Source organism: Labedaea rhizosphaerae (genome assembly GCF_004362825.1).
GTDB lineage: Bacteria > Actinomycetota > Actinomycetes > Mycobacteriales > Pseudonocardiaceae > Labedaea > Labedaea rhizosphaerae.
Genome location: NZ_SNXZ01000001.1, coordinates 1,171,397 through 1,185,500, shown reverse-complemented (window position 1 = coordinate 1,185,500; position 14,104 = coordinate 1,171,397). Strand labels below are relative to the sequence as shown.

The following is a 14,104-nucleotide window of genomic DNA, read 5'->3' as shown; positions in this document are numbered from 1 at the left end:
ACAGTCGTCCCATCATGCCTGGCGCGGTCCCCGAACCGTGCGTGTCGTGCCCGGTCAGTTCGGCGGACCTTCGTGCTTGGTGACCGCACACTCGATCGTCACCTGCGTGCCCGGCTGCAGGTCGCCCTCGGGCGTGACGTCGTAAACGATGCATCTGCGCAGGTCGACATCGGCCGGGTCGGCGTTCTTGGGCATCACGCCGACCTCCAGACCGCCGCCGCTGAGCATGTGCTCGACCTCGAAGGCGGACCGGCCCTTGTAGTCGTCGGCGTCGACATGCACCACGTCGCCGCCGCCGGGACCGCCGGGTCCACCGCTCCCGCCTGGCTCCGAGCCACCAGGCATGGTCTCACCAGGGGTCCCGCCGGGTTCCTGAGTGTCTGACGCGCCGGCGCCCGCCTGGGTTGTCTGCGTTACCGGGGTGTCACCACCGGACCCGCCGCCTCGGCCGCCGCCGTCGTCCGAGGCCTGCATGATGGCCCAGACCAGCAGGATGATGATCAGCACGAGACCCACGGTGAGCAGCACCCACAGGGCCGTGCGGTTCGGTCCGCGCCGTTGCGGCGGCGGCATGCCGACCTGGAACGAGCCCGTGGTCGGCGGCCCGCTCATCCCCGGCGGCACCATGATCCGCGGCTGGGTGCCGGTGTGCCCCGCGGCCATCGGCGCGGCCGCGTAGGTCACCCCGGACGGCGCGGGCAGCGGCATGCCGGCCCGCACGGCGGCCACGGCGGCGGCGAACTCGGCGCCGTTGGCGTAGCGCTGCCTCGGGTCCTTCACCAGGGTCGCGTCGATCACCGCGCGGGCCCCCGGCGGCACGTCCGGCGGCAGCGGCGGCGGCACGTCGCGGATGTGCATCATCGCGACGGTCACGGCGTTCTCGGACAGGAACGGCCGGTGCCCGGCGAGGCACTCATAACCGACCACCGCGAGCGAGTAGACGTCGCTGGCCGGTGAGGCCTCGTGCCCGAGCGCCTGCTCCGGCGCGATGTAGTGCGCGGTGCCCATGACCATGCCGGAGCGGGTCACCGGCGCGGCGTCCGCGGCCTTGGCGATGCCGAAGTCGGTCAGCTTCACCTTGCCGGTCGGCGTGATCAGGATGTTGCCGGGCTTGACGTCGCGGTGCACGTAACCGCGTTCGTGCGCGGCCTGCAGCGCGATGCCCGCCTGCTCCAGGATGTCCAGCGTCCGCTCGGCGCTGATCCGGCCCTCCTTGGCCAGGATCGCGGCCAGCGGGTCGCCTTCGACCATCTCCATGACCAGGTATGCGGTGTCCTGGGGGCCGTCCGGGATCGCGGCGGTCTCGCCGTAGTCGTGGACGGCGACGATGCCGGGGTGGTTCAGCGACGACGTCGTGCGGGCCTCGGTGCGGAAGCGGTGCAGGAACTCGGCGTCGCCGCACAGTTCGGGCTTGAGGACCTTGATCGCGACGGTGCGGTCCAGTCGGGTGTCGGCCGCCTTCCAGACCTCACCCATGCCACCGACCGCGATCCGGCGCACGAGCCGGTACCGGTCGGCGAGCAACTGCCCCGACGTCAGCATCAACTACCCCCGAGAGCCGCGTACATGGTCATGCGGCCGATGTCACCGGAGACCTTGCCCCCGGTAGCAGTGACCTCCCGGCTCTCCACCACCACGGCGACGGCGACTTGCGGGTTGTCGGCTGGTGCGAAGCCTACATACCAGGCGAACGGTGGGGTCTTCTTCGGGTCGACGCCCTTCTCGGCGGTACCGGTCTTGGACGCGATGGCCACCTTGTTGTCGCCGTAGCAACCGTTCGCGCAGCTGTGCTGCTCGCTCTTGAGCATCATGTCGCGCAGTTGGCCGGCGTTGCCCTGCGAGATGACCTGGCCCAGGTTCTCGGGCTCGAAGTCGCTGATCGTGGTCAGGTCGGCGGCGAGGATCTTCTCCACCAGCTGCGGGCGCATCCGGTCGCCACCGTTGGCGATGGTGGCGGCGATCATCGCGTTCTGCAGCGGGGTCAGTCCGACGTCACGCTGGCCGATGCCGGTCTGGTAGAGCGCGGGCGCGTCGACCACGTCCATGCACTGGCCGTCGTTGCGTGGCCCGATGCACGAGGTCTCCACCGGCATCGGGATCTCGAGGTCCTGGTCGCCGATGCCGTACTTCGACGCCATGTCACGCACTTTGTCCTCGCCGAGCTGGTGCGAGAGGTCGGCGAACGCGGTGTTGCAGGACAGCTCGATCGCGGTCTCCATGGACGCGGTCTGCCCGGACCCGCAGTGGCTGCCCCCGTAGTTGGACAGGCACCGGGTGCTGCCGTCCGACGGGTCGCACGGCTGCCCGCTGATCACGTCCACGCCGTTGGCGGCCATCAGCTGGGTGTTCTTGTCCCGGCCGTCCTCGAGCGCGGCCGAGGCGATGACCAGCTTGAACGTCGAGCCCGGCGCGTAGACGCCCTGGATGGCGCGGTCGAGCATCGGGTTCGCCGGGTCCTTGGTGTACTTCGTCCACGCCTTGACCTGGTCGTCGCGCGTGTGCGAGGCGAGCGTGTTCGGGTCGTAGGACGGCGTGGTCACCATGCCGAGGATCTCGCCGGTCTTCGGGTTGAGCGCCACGACCGCGCCGCGGTAGCCGCGGTCGGTCAGGGCCTTGTAGGCGGTCTGCTGCACCTTCGGGTTGATCGTCACGACGACGTTGCCGCCGCGCGGGTCCCGGCCGGTGATGAGGTCCGACAGCCGGCGCACGAACAGCCGGTCGTCCGAGCCGTTGAGGATCTCGTCGTCAGCGCGCTCGATGCCCTTCGAGCCGTAGATCACCGAGTAGAACCCGGTGACCGGCGCGTACAGCGGGCCGTTGGCGTAGACGCGCTGGTACTTGAGCCGGTCGTTGGTCGACTTGACGCTCGCCAGCACCTGGCCGTTTTCCTGGGACACGATCTGGCCGCGCTGGCGTGCGTACTCCTCGAGCAGCACCCGCTGGTTGCGCGGGTCGGCGCGGTACTCGTCGGCCTTGAACACCTCGAGGTAGGTCGTGTTGGCCAGCAGCAGCAACACCATGACCAGCATGGCGAGGCCGACCTTGCGCAGTGGGGTGTTCACTTCGGCCGCTCCACCATGACCGTGTGCTGTTCCGCGATCGGCGCCTGCGGCACGATTCTCGGCTTCGAGCCGGCGTGCGGTCGCCTCGCCGCGTCGGATATTCGCAGCAACAGCGCCACCAGGATGTAGTTGGCCAGCAGCGACGAGCCGCCGTAGGACAGGAACGGGGTGGTGATACCGGTCATCGGGATCAGCTTGGTGACCCCGCCGACCACCACGAAGAGCTGCATGACGATCGCGAACGACAGGCCGCCGCCGAGCAGCTTGCCGAAGCTGTCGCGCACCGCGAGCGCGCTGCGCATGCCCCGCAGGGCCAGCACGACGTAGACGAGCAGGACGGCGGTGAGCCCGATGAAGCCGAGCTCCTCGCCGATCGCCGCGGCGATGAAGTCGGTGTTGGCCTCGGGCACGGTGTCCGGCCGGCCGGCGCCCAGGCCGGTGCCCGCCATCCCGCCGGTGCCGATGCCGAACAGGCCCTGGGCGATCTGGTAGCCGCCGCCCGGATCGTTGTAGGTCGCGAGCGGGTCGAGCCAGTTCGCCACGCGCTGCTGCACGTGCGTGAACAGCTTGTACGCGATGAAACAGCCGCCGACGAACAGCAGCATGCCGATGACCACCCACGAGACCCGTTCGGTGGCCACGTACAACATCATCAGCACGATGCCGAAGATCAGCAGCGAGGTGCCGAGGTCCTTCTCCAGCACCAGGACGCCCACCGAGGCGCCCCAGGCGAGCAGGATCGGGCCGAGGTCGCGGGCGCGCGGCAACTCCATGCCGAGCACCTTGCGGTTCGTCGCCATGAACAGGTCCCGCTTGGAGACCAGGAACGCGGCGAAGAAGATCAGCAGCAGGATCTTGGCGAACTCACCGGGCTGGATGGACGCGAAGCCCAGCTTCAGCCACACCTTCGCGCCGTTGACCTCCGACAGGCTGGAGGGCAGCGCGGCCGGGATGGCCAGCAGCACGACGCCGACCAGCCCGCATGTGTAGCCGTAGCTCTGCAGCTTGCGGTGGTCGTTGAACCAGCGGAGCACGCCGAGGAACAGGGCAAGGGACACGACGGTCCACATGACCTGCTTGGGCGTGGCGGCGGAGAAGTCCTCGTCCTGCTTGGTCAGCGCCACCTCGGACATGGCGAGGTCGATGCGGTAGATCATCACCAGGCCGAGGCCGTTGAGCACGGCCACGCACGGCAGGATCAGCGGGTCCGCGTACGGCGCCCACTTGCGCACCGCGAGGTGCGCGACGGCGAAGACCGCCAGGTAAGCCAGGCCGTACCACAGAATCCGAAGGCTGAGCGCCTGCTCCTGGTTGACGTCGACCAGCATCAGGGCCGCAGTCACCAGACCGGCCGCGAATGCCAGCATCACCAGTTCGGTGCCGCGCCGCGTCGGCGGGCCCGACGGGCCCTGCCCGGCCACCGAACCCGCCTGCTGAGCGTCGCGGGCAGGCGACCCTTCGGAGACCGGGGCGCCCATCAGCCGCCGCCGTCGCCGTCGTGCGGTGGCCTGCAGTTCACCCCTGGCTGCGGGGCCTGGTTCGCCGGCGGTGGCGCCACCGTCGTGGTCGTGGTGGTTGTCGTGGTGCGGGGCGCGGTCGGGCCTTGCGTCGCACCACCGCCGGGCTGACCGGCCGCCTTCGTCGTGGTCGTCGTCGGCTTGGCCTTGGACGACGTGGTGGTCGGCGTCGCGCTCTGCTGGGCGGACAGCTCCGCGCAGGAGAGCTTGAAGCGGTTCTCCCGGCGCAGGGTGTCGACGAAGGACTTCGCGTCCTCGACCTTGTCGTAGTAGGTGCCGCCGTCCTTGACGGTCTGCCTGCCGGTCTGGTTCAGGTCGTCGATGTAGAGCTTCGTGCACACGGCGGGTGCCGGGTCGCACGAACCGGCGACCTCACGCTGCAGCGGCAGGCCGAGCACGCTGCCGCGAACACCCTGGTACACCACGATCTCGCCGTTGCCGGCCTCGCCGACGAAGTACTGGCGCAGCACCCAGTAGCGCACCGCGACCGCACCCGCGGCCAACAGGACCAGCACGACGAGCAAGATCACCAGGAGCCGGATCCGCTTGCGGCGCTTGACCGCCGGGTCCGGGCGCGCCTCCGGTTCGGGCCGCTTGGGCTGCGGCTTCGGTGCGGTCAGCGCACCGGCGCGCGAAGCGGCCGAGTCCGGTGGCGGCGGGTCGTCGCGGCCGTCGCCCGCGGCCCCGCCGACGATCGGCACGTCCTCGCCGAAGTCGACGTCCACCACATCGGCGATGATCACCGTGACGTTGTCGGGACCGCCGCCCTTGAGCGCGAGCTCGATCATCCGGTCGGCGCAGGCCTGCGGGTCCGGGATCTGGATGGCCTCGGCCATCGTCTCGTCGCTGACCACGCCGGAAAGACCGTCGGAGCACAGCAGGTACCGGTCACCCGGGCGTGCTTCGCGCACGGTCAGGCTCGGCTCGATCTCGTGCCCGGTCAACGCCTTGAGCAGCAGCGACCGCTGCGGGTGCGTCGCCGCCTCGTCCTCGGTGATCCGGCCTTCGTCGATCAACGACTGCACGAACGTGTCGTCGTGGGTGATCTGGGAGAACTGGCCGTTGCGGCGCAGGTACGCCCGCGAGTCACCGATGTGCACCAGACCGATCCGGCTGCCCGCGAACAAGATGGCCGACAACGTCGTGCCCATCCCGTCGAGGTCGGGGTCGCCCGCCACGAGCTCGGCGATCGCGCCGTTGCCGGCGATCGTCGCCTCACGCAACTGCCCGAGCAGGTCGTCGCTGGGCTCGTCGTCGTCGAGCGGGGCCAGTGCGGCGATGACCACCTTGCTCGCCACCTCGCCCGCGGCATGGCCACCCATGCCGTCGGCGAGCGCGAGCAGGCGCGGGCCCGCGTACACCGAATCCTGGTTGTTCGAACGGACCAGGCCCCGGTCACTGCGGGCTGCGTAGCGGAGGACGAGGGTCATGAGCGCAGCTCGATCACCGTCTTGCCGATGCGGATCGGGACACCCAGTGGCACCCGAAGGGGTGCCGTGACCTTAGCCCTGTCCAGGTACGTGCCATTCGTCGAGCCCAGATCTTCGACGTACCAGTCGGTTCCGCGCATCACGAGGCGCGCGTGGCGGGTCGAGGCGTAGTCGTCGTCGAGCACGAGGGTCGAGTCGTCGGCCCGCCCGATCATGATCGGTCGGCCGTCCAGGGAGATCCTCGTCCCGGCCAGCGCCCCGTGCGTCACGACCATTTGACGCGGCGCCTTGCCGCCGCGTTGCTTCTGCGCCCGCTTGCCGAAGCCGGGCATGGCCACGCGCATGCCCGAAGCCGCATAGATGTCCGACCGGACAACCCGCAATGCGGCCAGCACGAACAACCAGAGCAGGGCCAAGAACCCTGCTCTGGTCAGTTGCATCACCAGCTCTGGCACCGGTCGTGAACGCTCCCCTGTACTCGGACACATCACAGCTCCGCAGGGCACGGTACGTGCCTGCGGAGCGTCGCCAAACGTCAGCCCTGGGTGCGGAACACCAGAGACGAGTGGCCGATGCGGACCACGTCGCCGTCAGCGAGCTGCCACGTCTGCACGGGGGTGCCGTTCACCGTGGTGCCGTTGGTCGACCCGAGGTCGGCGAGCGTCGCGCTCTGACCGTCCCAGGTGATCTCGAGGTGCCTGCGGGAGACGCCCGTGTCGGGGAGGCGGAAATCGGCGTCCTGACCACGGCCGACCACGTTCCCGCCCTGCTTGAGCGAGTAGTTGCGGTTCGAGCCGTCGTCCAACTGCAGCGTCGCGGACAGCGGGCGGTTGCCGGTCTGCACGGCAGGAGGCGCGTAGCCACCCTGCTGGTAGCCCTGGTCGTAGCCGCCCTGCTGGTAGCCACCCGGCTGCTGCTGGTAGCCCTGGTCGTACCCGCCTTGCTGGTACCCCTGGTCATACCCGCCTTGCTGGTAGCCCTGGTCGTACCCGCCCTGCTGGTAGCCACCTTGCTGGTAGCCCTGGTCATAGCCGCCCTGCTGGTAGCCCTGGTCGTAGCCGCCACCACCTTGCTGGCCGTAACCCTGGTCGTACCCGCCTTGCTGGCCGTAACCCTGGCCGTAGTTCTGCTGGTCATTGCCGTACTGGCCCTGGCCGTACCCGTACTGCTGTCCGTAGGGGTCGCCCTCGGGCGGCTGGCCGTAGCCGGGAGGCTGGCTCATGGATCGGTCTCCTGCGTTGCGAGGTGATGCTGACCGCCTGCCGTGAGGCTTCACGTCAGGGTCGACGGCCGAGCGTGTTCGGAACTGTCCGGTGTGCAGCGTGTCGGAGCGCTCCAATGACACTACGACGTCACCGTAGGTGTCCCAGCCGTGCTCGGCGAGATGCTCCGCCACGCACTCGGCGAGAAGCGCGGTGATGCGATCCTCCTCACCCGCGAGCCGCTGGTGATCCGCCGGGCCCACGACCACCGTGTAGTGGTTGGGGGCGAGCAAGCGGCCGCCGGCCAGCTCCCTGATGTGATCTTCACCCTCACGCTGCAGCGCCTGCGCCACTTCCTGGAACACGACGTTGCCACCGAACACACGCGCGAAGGTGTCGCCCACGATGCCTTCGAGCTTGCGCTCGAAGCGCTGCACGAGGCCCACGGCTTCATCCCTTCACGAATGCGTCCCTCGTCCGATCGTATCCGGATGCGGCCGGGGCGACACCGGGATCTTCCAACCCGGCCGGAAGTGGCCCCGGATGGCCGTGCTAGTCTCTGCCCCGTCACTTCAGGGCGAGTGGCGGAATGGCAGACGCGCACGGTTCAGGTCCGTGTGTCCGAAAGGACGTGGGGGTTCAACTCCCCCCTCGCCCACCCGATCTGGCCGATTCATGTCCGCGGAGAGCGCGGACCTGGATCGGCTGGTGTGTTTTTGTGGGGGCCAAGCCCCCACGCCCCCGGCCGGAGGGGCTTCGCCCCCCGGACCCCCCACGTCATTGGACGCAATCGCCGCCATGTGGCGTGTGCGGGTGGTCGGGCCATGTGTGGCGATCTGGGCCATGTGAGGGTTGGCCGTGTGGCGATCTGGGCCACGTGAGGGTTGGTCGTGTGGTGGTGCCGTGCGGCGGTGTGGCCATTTGAGGGTGGCGGTGTGGGTCTGGCGACCTGGCGGCGTGCGGGTGTGCGGTGGGTTCAGGGAGTGGGTAGAGCGCTTTTGCGCCCGGAGCCCCCAACTGCTGGAGCTGTGGGTCCAGGTTGGGGGTGGTCTCGGGTGCTGGTGGGGACGACGTCTTGCGGTGAGCTTCGGCCTCGGGGCCTTGGCTCTTGCTTTCCTCTTTATTGGAGGTAGCCCTCTACTTCGCTGCCGGGGCGTGCTTGGGCTTCGTCGGGGTTGCCGCCGGCCACGCGCAGGGCGCGGCGTTGGCGTAGGAGGTCCCAGCACTGGTCCAAGGCCACTTCGAGGTTCTTGAGGCGCTCGTGTTCCTCCGCGCTGTCGATCGAACCTTGCTGGGCCTTTTGGCGTAGCTCGTGTTCCTCTTCTGTCAGGGCCTTGATGCGGCCTAGGACGTCCTGCTCGGTGGTCACGGTGCCTCCTGCTGACGGTGTGGGGCCATGTTCTCATCTCTCGGCTCGTCTGGTCAGGGCGTCTGAAGTGGACGAACCGTTGACGGTAGGTGACGGCGCGGGGCCAACCGGTTGGCTCAGGGCTCACCCGGACGGCAGCATTGCCGGGCCGAAGTCTGGCTACCGGTTATCGACCGGTCATCGACCGGCGACCGCCGCCGATCGCACGAAATGCACCAGCTCTCGGGATCGGGTTGGCCTGCCTGGTACTCCGGAACCTGTACACGACGAAATCCGGCTCCGCGACATCCGCGGCAGGAGGGGGCACGCTCGTGAGCGGCACACCAGGACGAACCGCCGAATCGACCGGCACGACGGTTCGCGCTGCCCGCGTGACCCCGCCGATCGCGCTTCCTGCACCCGTGCAGGACCTCGCGGTCGCGGCGGCCGACCGGCTCGGCTGGCGGGGCACCGTCCTGCCGGAGATGACCTTCCTCGGCCGCAAGGTCAACGTCGTGGCCGAGCTGCTGCCCGACGTGCACGCCGAGCGCATCTGCCTGGGCCACGAGCCGGTCACCGACCGGCACGCGGTCTCCACGTGGGTGTGGCCCGAGTTCAACGGCCTCGTGCCGGAGCAGGCCGTGCGCATCACCGGGGTCATCTCGGTGCAGCGGCACTGGCGCACCGGGCTCGCCTGCACGGTGCCGTTCCTGCGCTACTGCGACGCCGCCGTCGTGCTGCCGACCCCCGCCGTGATGACCGACGACTACGTCGACAACGGCCTGCCCCGTGCCCGCGCCTACGGCGTCGCCGTGCTGAGCGCCGAGCCCGAGGCCGTCGTGTCGGTCGACCTCGCGGGCCGCGGCGACCGGATGTTCGCCGGCTTCGACGCCAACTACCGCTGGCTCGGCGAACTCGCGTACGAGCAGCTCCTCGGCCTGTGAAGGTCGTCATCGCGGGTGGGCACGGCCAGATCGCGCTTCGCCTGGCACGGCAGCTCGCCGACCGCGGTGATCAGCCCGTCGGCCTGATCCGCAACCCCGACCACGCCGATGACGTGCGTGCCGCGGGTGCGGAGCCGGTGCTCCTCGACCTCGAATCAGCCACCGTCGCGGCGGCCGCCGAAGTGCTGCGGGGCGCCGACGCGGTCGTGTTCGCCGCGGGGGCGGGCCCGGGCAGCGGCGCCGCTCGCAAGGACACCGTCGACCGGGGCGCGTCCGCGCTCATGGCCGGCGCCGCCGAATCAGCCGGTGTTCGCCGGTTCATCCAGGTCAGTGGCATGGGCCTTGACCGCGCCGACGACCCTGGCGTGGACGAGGTGTTCGCCGCCTACCTGCGGGCCAAGGCCGCCGCCGAGCAGGACCTCGCCGGCCGCGACCTCGACTGGACGATCCTGCGCCCGGGCCGCCTGACCAACGACGCGCCCACCGGCACGGTCACCCTCGCGCCGAGCGTCGGCTACGGCGAGATCAGCCGCGACGACGTGGCCGCCGTGCTGGTCGCGTTGCTCGACCACCCCGCCACCGCCGGTCGGACCCTCGAACTGGTCGGCGGCGAGACCCCGGTCGACCAGGCGCTGTGACCGAGGAGCAGACGCCCGGCGGGTCACGGGTCTACCACCACCACGCTCGCACGTCGGACTTCGAGGTGGCGCACGGCGACGAGGAGACGATCGCCGCCGTCGACCGGCACATCGCGCAGTACCTCGGCGAGGTCAGCGGCGTCTGGCACGAGATCGTCTCCGACCTCGTCCACATCGACGTGCACGTCGTCGCGCCGTCGGCCGACCACGACTTCTACTCCCTGGTCACGTCGGGGATGAGCGATCGCCCCATGACCGTGCCCGAGGACGCCGACGTGCCCGAGTTCGCCGAACTGGTGGTGCACCTGCCCGTCGACTGGCCGCTGACCCAGGAGGCGTTCCAGGAGGAGCGGCACTACTGGCCGATCCGGCTGCTCAAGGTGCTCGGCCGGCTCCCGCACGAGTACGGCACCTGGCTCGGGCACTGGCACACGATCCCCAATGGCGACCCGCCCGAGCCGTACGCCGACGACACGGCGTTGTGCGCCGCCATGATCACCCCGCCGGTGGTCACCGCGGCGGAGTTCGACGAGCTGATCACGCCGTCCGGCAAGCGGATCGCGTTCTACCAAGTGCTGCCGCTGCACGCCGACGAGCTGGCGTTGAAGCTCACCGAGGGCACGGAAGCCTTGCTCGACCGGCTCAACGAGTCCGAAGTGGACGGAGTCGTCGACCCGGCTCGGCCCAGCTGCGTGCGTTAGACCGAGCCGAAGACGCGATCGGTGTACGGGTTGGCGAACCGGCCCTCCGGGTCGAGCTCGGCGCGCACCTTCAGGAAGTCGTCGAAGCGCGGGTAGCGCTCGCGCAGTTCGGCCGCGCCGAGCGTGTGCATCTTGCCCCAGTGCGGCCGCCCGCCGACCTGGCCGACGATCGACTCGAAGGCGTCGAAGTACTCGCGGTAGGGCATCCCCACGTACTGGTGGATCGCGATGTAGGCCGAATCCCGTTGGTACGCCGTGGAAAGCCAGATGTCGTCGGCCGCGGCGACGCGCACCTCGACCGGGAACATCACCGGGTCGGCCAGCTTCGCGACCCGGGCCCGCAGCTCGTCGAGCACTTCGCGCAGCTTCTCGCGCGGCACCGCGTACTCCGACTCCACGAACCGCACCGACCGGCTGGTGACGAACACGCGGTGCGAGACGTCGCTGTAGGTCCGGGCGGAGAGGGCCTGTGAGGAGATCTTGTTCAGCGGCTGCACCAGTTTCGGCACCGCTCGTCCGGTTCGGCAGAGCAGGCCGAAGAGCTTGTTCTCCATGATCTCGTACTCGAAGTACTGCCGGGCCTTGTTCATCGGCCGCGCGGGTGTGCCGGCCGGCACCCGGTTGTTCCGCTTGACCAGCGCCTTCGGGCCGTACGGGAACCAGTAGAACTCGAAGTGGTCGTTGCGCGCGGCCTCGTCGTCGATGGTCTCGAGCACCCGCTCCAGCGGTTCGGGCCGCTCCTGCGCCTCGAGCACGAACGACGGCACGGTCTGCAGCGTCACCGAGGTCAGCACGCCGAGCGCGCCGACGCTGATCCGCGCCGCGTCGAAGAGGTCCGGCCGCTCGTCGCGCGAGCAGCGGACCAGCGTGCCGTCGGCCCGCACCAGTTCGAGCGCGGTGACCTGCGTGGCGATGCCGCCGAGGCCGGCGCCGGTGCCGTGGGTGCCGGTGCTGATCGCGCCCGCAATCGTTTGCGCGTCGATGTCGCCGAGGTTGGCCATGGCCAGGCCCAGCCGGTCGAGTTCGGCGTTCAGCTCACGCAGGGGCGTGCCGGACCGCACGGTGACCAGCCCGGTGTCGCTGTCGGCGTCGACGATCCCGGTCCACCGCGAGAGGTCGAGCGCGACCCCGTGGCACGCGGCCGCGCCGGTGAACGAGTGCCCGCTGCCGCGCGCGCGTACGGTGTGCCCGGCTGTCTTGGCCTCGGTCACGGCCGCGCACAGCTCGTCGGTGCTGACCGGCGTGCGCACCGACGCGGCGACCGCGTGTTCGGTGCCCGCCCAGTTGCGCCACGCGGTGCTCGCCATCTGCCACCTTCCGTTCCCCCGGGTGACTGAACTCGGGGTGACCGAAACGATAAGTGAAAGGTATTCACATTTCAACGGTCGGCGTCGTACCGTGACAAGCGTGCCACCCCGCACCGACCGCCACCGGCTCGACGCCGCGACCAAACACCTCGACGCGCCGTTCGCCGTGGCCGACCTGGCCGCGTTCGACCGCAACGCCGAGGACCTGGTGCGCCGCGCGGCAGGCAAGCCCGTGCGCATCGCCAGCAAGTCGGTGCGCTGCCGGACCCTGATCGAGCGCGCACTGCGGAGGCCTGGGTTCGCGGGTGTGATGGCCTACTCGCTGGCCGAAGCGCTGTGGCTCACCGACGGGTGGGCGGGCACCGACCTGGCGGGCACCGACATCCTGGTCGCCTACCCGACCGTCGACGACACCGCGTTGCGCGCGCTGGCCAAGCACCCCGCCGCCCGCGCCGCCGTGTCGATCATGGTCGACTCGGCCGAACACCTCGACCTGGTGGACGCGGCGCTCGGCGCCGACCACCCGACCATCCGCGTGTGCCTGGAGCTGGACGTTTCTTGGCGGCCGCTGCCGGGCCTGCACGTCGGCCCGCGCCGCTCGCCGGTGCACTCGCCGGCCCAGGCGGTGAAGCTGGCCAAGGTCATCGGCGACCGTCCCGGCTTCGAGCTGGTCGGGATCATGGCCTACGAGGGGCAGATCGCCGGGCTCGGCGACAACCCGAAGGGCCGGCTGCAGGCCGCGGTGCTGCGCTGGATGCAGCGCCGGTCGGGCTCGGAGCTCGTCGACCGCAGGCAGGCGGCGGTCGCGGCCGTGCGCGAGGTCGCCGACCTGCAGTTCGTCAACGGCGGTGGCACCGGCAGCATCGAGTTGACCAGCGCCGATCCGTCCACCACCGAGGTCGCCGCCGGGTCCGGGCTGATCGGGCCGACGCTGTTCGACGCCTATCGCGCGTTCTCGCCGGAACCGGCCGTCTTGTTCGCACTCGCGGTGGTGCGCCGGCCGAAGCCGAAGATCGTCACGTTGTTCAGCGGCGGGTTCATCGCGTCCGGTCCGGTCGGCGAGACCCGCCAGCCCCAGCCCTACCTGCCGGAAGGGTTGAGCCTGCTGCCGTTCGAGGGCGCGGGCGAGGTGCAGACGCCGGTGACCGGCAAGGCCGCCGACGAGCTGAAGCTCGGCGACCGGGTGTGGCTGCGCCACGCCAAGGCGGGCGAGCTCGCCGAGCGGTTCACCGAGTACCACCTGATCGAGGGCGACCAGGTGACCGCGACCGTCCCGACCTACCGGGGCGAGGGCAAGTCCTTCGGCTGATCGAGCTTGCCGGAGAGGTAGCCGCGGACGATCTTGCGTGCCTCGGCGACCACGGTGTCGACGTCGTAGAGCTTGCGCCGGAACGCCAGGTTGAGGATGCCGTCCGCGCACTCGACGGCCACCGCGAGCGGCAGCCGGATCTCGTCGCTGGTGACCCCGAACCGGTCGGTGATCAGGTCGGCGAGCCGGTCGGCGATGACGGTGTTGTTGTCGCGCTCGTCGTCCATCAGCCGCATGTCGACGATGTCGCCGAAGCGGATCTGGCTGAACCCGCGGATCTCGCGGAAGAGCTGCACGTAGACGTCGAAGACGACGTCGGCCGCGTCCCACCACTCGGTCAGCTCGGCTTCCTCGAGCCTGGCGAGCACCCCGGCCATGAACCGCTCGAGGTTCCGCTCGGTCAGCGCGCGCACCACGGCCCGCTTGTCCGGGAAGAACTGGTAGAGCGAACCGACCGCGACCTCGGCCCGCTCGGCGATCAACGTCGTGGTCACGCCGTCGTAGCCGAGTTCGTCGATCAGCTCGGCACACGCGTCGAGCATCCGCTCGAAGCGTTGTGCGCTGCGCTGCTGGACCGGGCGCCTGCGAAGCGAGGTTGTGCTGGCCACGTCTCCTATAGTGCCCTGTCGGGCTCGCCGCGTCTTCC

The 14,104-nt window shown here is 70.0% G+C and carries 13 protein-coding genes and 1 tRNA gene; 5 read left to right on the top strand and 9 right to left on the bottom strand.

The genetic code is table 11. The features are described from left to right. Positions 1 to 54 precede the first annotated feature (54 nt). From EV186_RS05445 to EV186_RS05420, 6 genes are all read right to left on the bottom strand, one after another. Positions 55 to 1,542, bottom strand: coding sequence for a protein kinase domain-containing protein (locus tag EV186_RS05445; protein ID WP_133847945.1), 1,488 nt, complete (start codon positions 1,540 to 1,542; stop codon positions 55 to 57). Further along, entirely contained in the window at positions 1,542 to 3,062 is a 1,521-nt protein-coding gene (locus tag EV186_RS05440) for a peptidoglycan D,D-transpeptidase FtsI family protein (protein ID WP_133847944.1), read from the bottom strand. Before EV186_RS05440 ends, EV186_RS05445 begins: the two co-directional genes overlap by 1 nt. Then, on the bottom strand, positions 3,059 to 4,540 hold the full coding sequence (locus EV186_RS05435; RefSeq protein WP_133847943.1) for an FtsW/RodA/SpoVE family cell cycle protein: 1,482 nt from the start codon (positions 4,538 to 4,540) through the stop codon (positions 3,059 to 3,061). The genes EV186_RS05440 and EV186_RS05435 overlap by 4 nt, the downstream gene beginning before the upstream one ends. Then, positions 4,540 to 6,009, bottom strand: coding sequence for a PP2C family protein-serine/threonine phosphatase (locus EV186_RS05430; RefSeq protein WP_133847942.1), 1,470 nt, complete (start codon positions 6,007 to 6,009; stop codon positions 4,540 to 4,542). Before EV186_RS05430 ends, EV186_RS05435 begins: the two co-directional genes overlap by 1 nt. Continuing rightward, complete coding sequence (locus EV186_RS05425) at positions 6,006 to 6,464, bottom strand: FHA domain-containing protein FhaB/FipA (RefSeq protein ID WP_133847941.1); 459 nt, start codon at positions 6,462 to 6,464, stop codon at positions 6,006 to 6,008. Before EV186_RS05425 ends, EV186_RS05430 begins: the two co-directional genes overlap by 4 nt. Before the next feature lie 80 nt (positions 6,465 to 6,544). Beyond that, positions 6,545 to 7,657, bottom strand: coding sequence for a DUF3662 and FHA domain-containing protein (locus EV186_RS05420; RefSeq protein WP_133847940.1), 1,113 nt, complete (start codon positions 7,655 to 7,657; stop codon positions 6,545 to 6,547). A gap of 129 nt (positions 7,658 to 7,786) precedes the next feature. On the opposite strand from EV186_RS05420, the gene EV186_RS05415 reads away from it, so the two are divergent. Further along, positions 7,787 to 7,869: transfer RNA gene (locus EV186_RS05415), tRNA-Leu, on the top strand. A 462-nt stretch (positions 7,870 to 8,331) separates the two neighbouring features. On the opposite strand, the gene EV186_RS05410 is transcribed toward EV186_RS05415, so the two are convergent. Beyond that, entirely contained in the window at positions 8,332 to 8,580 is a 249-nt protein-coding gene (locus EV186_RS05410; RefSeq protein ID WP_133847939.1) for a DUF2630 family protein, read from the bottom strand. Positions 8,581 to 8,951: 371 nt separating this feature from the next. On the opposite strand from EV186_RS05410, the gene EV186_RS05405 reads away from it, so the two are divergent. The 3 genes from EV186_RS05405 to EV186_RS05395 are packed head-to-tail and all read left to right on the top strand — an operon-like array spanning position 8,952 to position 10,842. After that, positions 8,952 to 9,503: a hypothetical protein gene (locus EV186_RS05405; RefSeq protein ID WP_243753823.1), complete on the top strand. Its 552-nt coding sequence runs from the start codon at positions 8,952 to 8,954 to the stop codon at positions 9,501 to 9,503. Continuing rightward, positions 9,500 to 10,141: an SDR family oxidoreductase gene (locus EV186_RS05400; RefSeq protein ID WP_133847937.1), complete on the top strand. Its 642-nt coding sequence runs from the start codon at positions 9,500 to 9,502 to the stop codon at positions 10,139 to 10,141. The genes EV186_RS05405 and EV186_RS05400 overlap by 4 nt, the downstream gene beginning before the upstream one ends. After that, on the top strand, positions 10,138 to 10,842 hold the full coding sequence (locus tag EV186_RS05395; protein WP_133847936.1) for a suppressor of fused domain protein: 705 nt from the start codon (positions 10,138 to 10,140) through the stop codon (positions 10,840 to 10,842). Before EV186_RS05400 ends, EV186_RS05395 begins: the two co-directional genes overlap by 4 nt. On the opposite strand, the gene EV186_RS05390 is transcribed toward EV186_RS05395, so the two are convergent. After that, complete coding sequence (locus tag EV186_RS05390; protein ID WP_133847935.1) at positions 10,839 to 12,149, bottom strand: D-arabinono-1,4-lactone oxidase; 1,311 nt, start codon at positions 12,147 to 12,149, stop codon at positions 10,839 to 10,841. The genes EV186_RS05395 and EV186_RS05390 overlap by 4 nt on opposite strands. 100 nt (positions 12,150 to 12,249) lie before the next feature. Here EV186_RS05390 and EV186_RS05385 point away from each other — a divergent pair, with 100 nt between their 5' ends. Then, positions 12,250 to 13,458: an amino acid deaminase/aldolase gene (locus EV186_RS05385; RefSeq protein ID WP_133847934.1), complete on the top strand. Its 1,209-nt coding sequence runs from the start codon at positions 12,250 to 12,252 to the stop codon at positions 13,456 to 13,458. On the opposite strand, the gene EV186_RS05380 is transcribed toward EV186_RS05385, so the two are convergent. Next, a complete protein-coding gene (locus tag EV186_RS05380) occupies positions 13,428 to 14,066 on the bottom strand; it encodes a TetR/AcrR family transcriptional regulator (RefSeq protein WP_424982055.1) in 639 nt (212 codons plus the stop codon). The genes EV186_RS05385 and EV186_RS05380 overlap by 31 nt on opposite strands. Between the last annotated feature and the right edge of the window lie 38 nt (positions 14,067 to 14,104).

Excerpts from the sequence above, each read along its gene's own strand:
- EV186_RS05445 (WP_133847945.1), bottom strand. The coding sequence starts at position 1,542 with ATGCTGACGTCGGGGCAGTTGCTCGCCGACCGGTACCGGCTCGTGCGC.
- EV186_RS05435 (WP_133847943.1), bottom strand. The coding sequence starts at position 4,540 with ATGGGCGCCCCGGTCTCCGAAGGGTCGCCTGCCCGCGACGCTCAGCAG.
- EV186_RS05430 (WP_133847942.1), bottom strand. The coding sequence starts at position 6,009 with ATGACCCTCGTCCTCCGCTACGCAGCCCGCAGTGACCGGGGCCTGGTC.
- EV186_RS05390 (WP_133847935.1), bottom strand. The coding sequence starts at position 12,149 with ATGGCGAGCACCGCGTGGCGCAACTGGGCGGGCACCGAACACGCGGTC.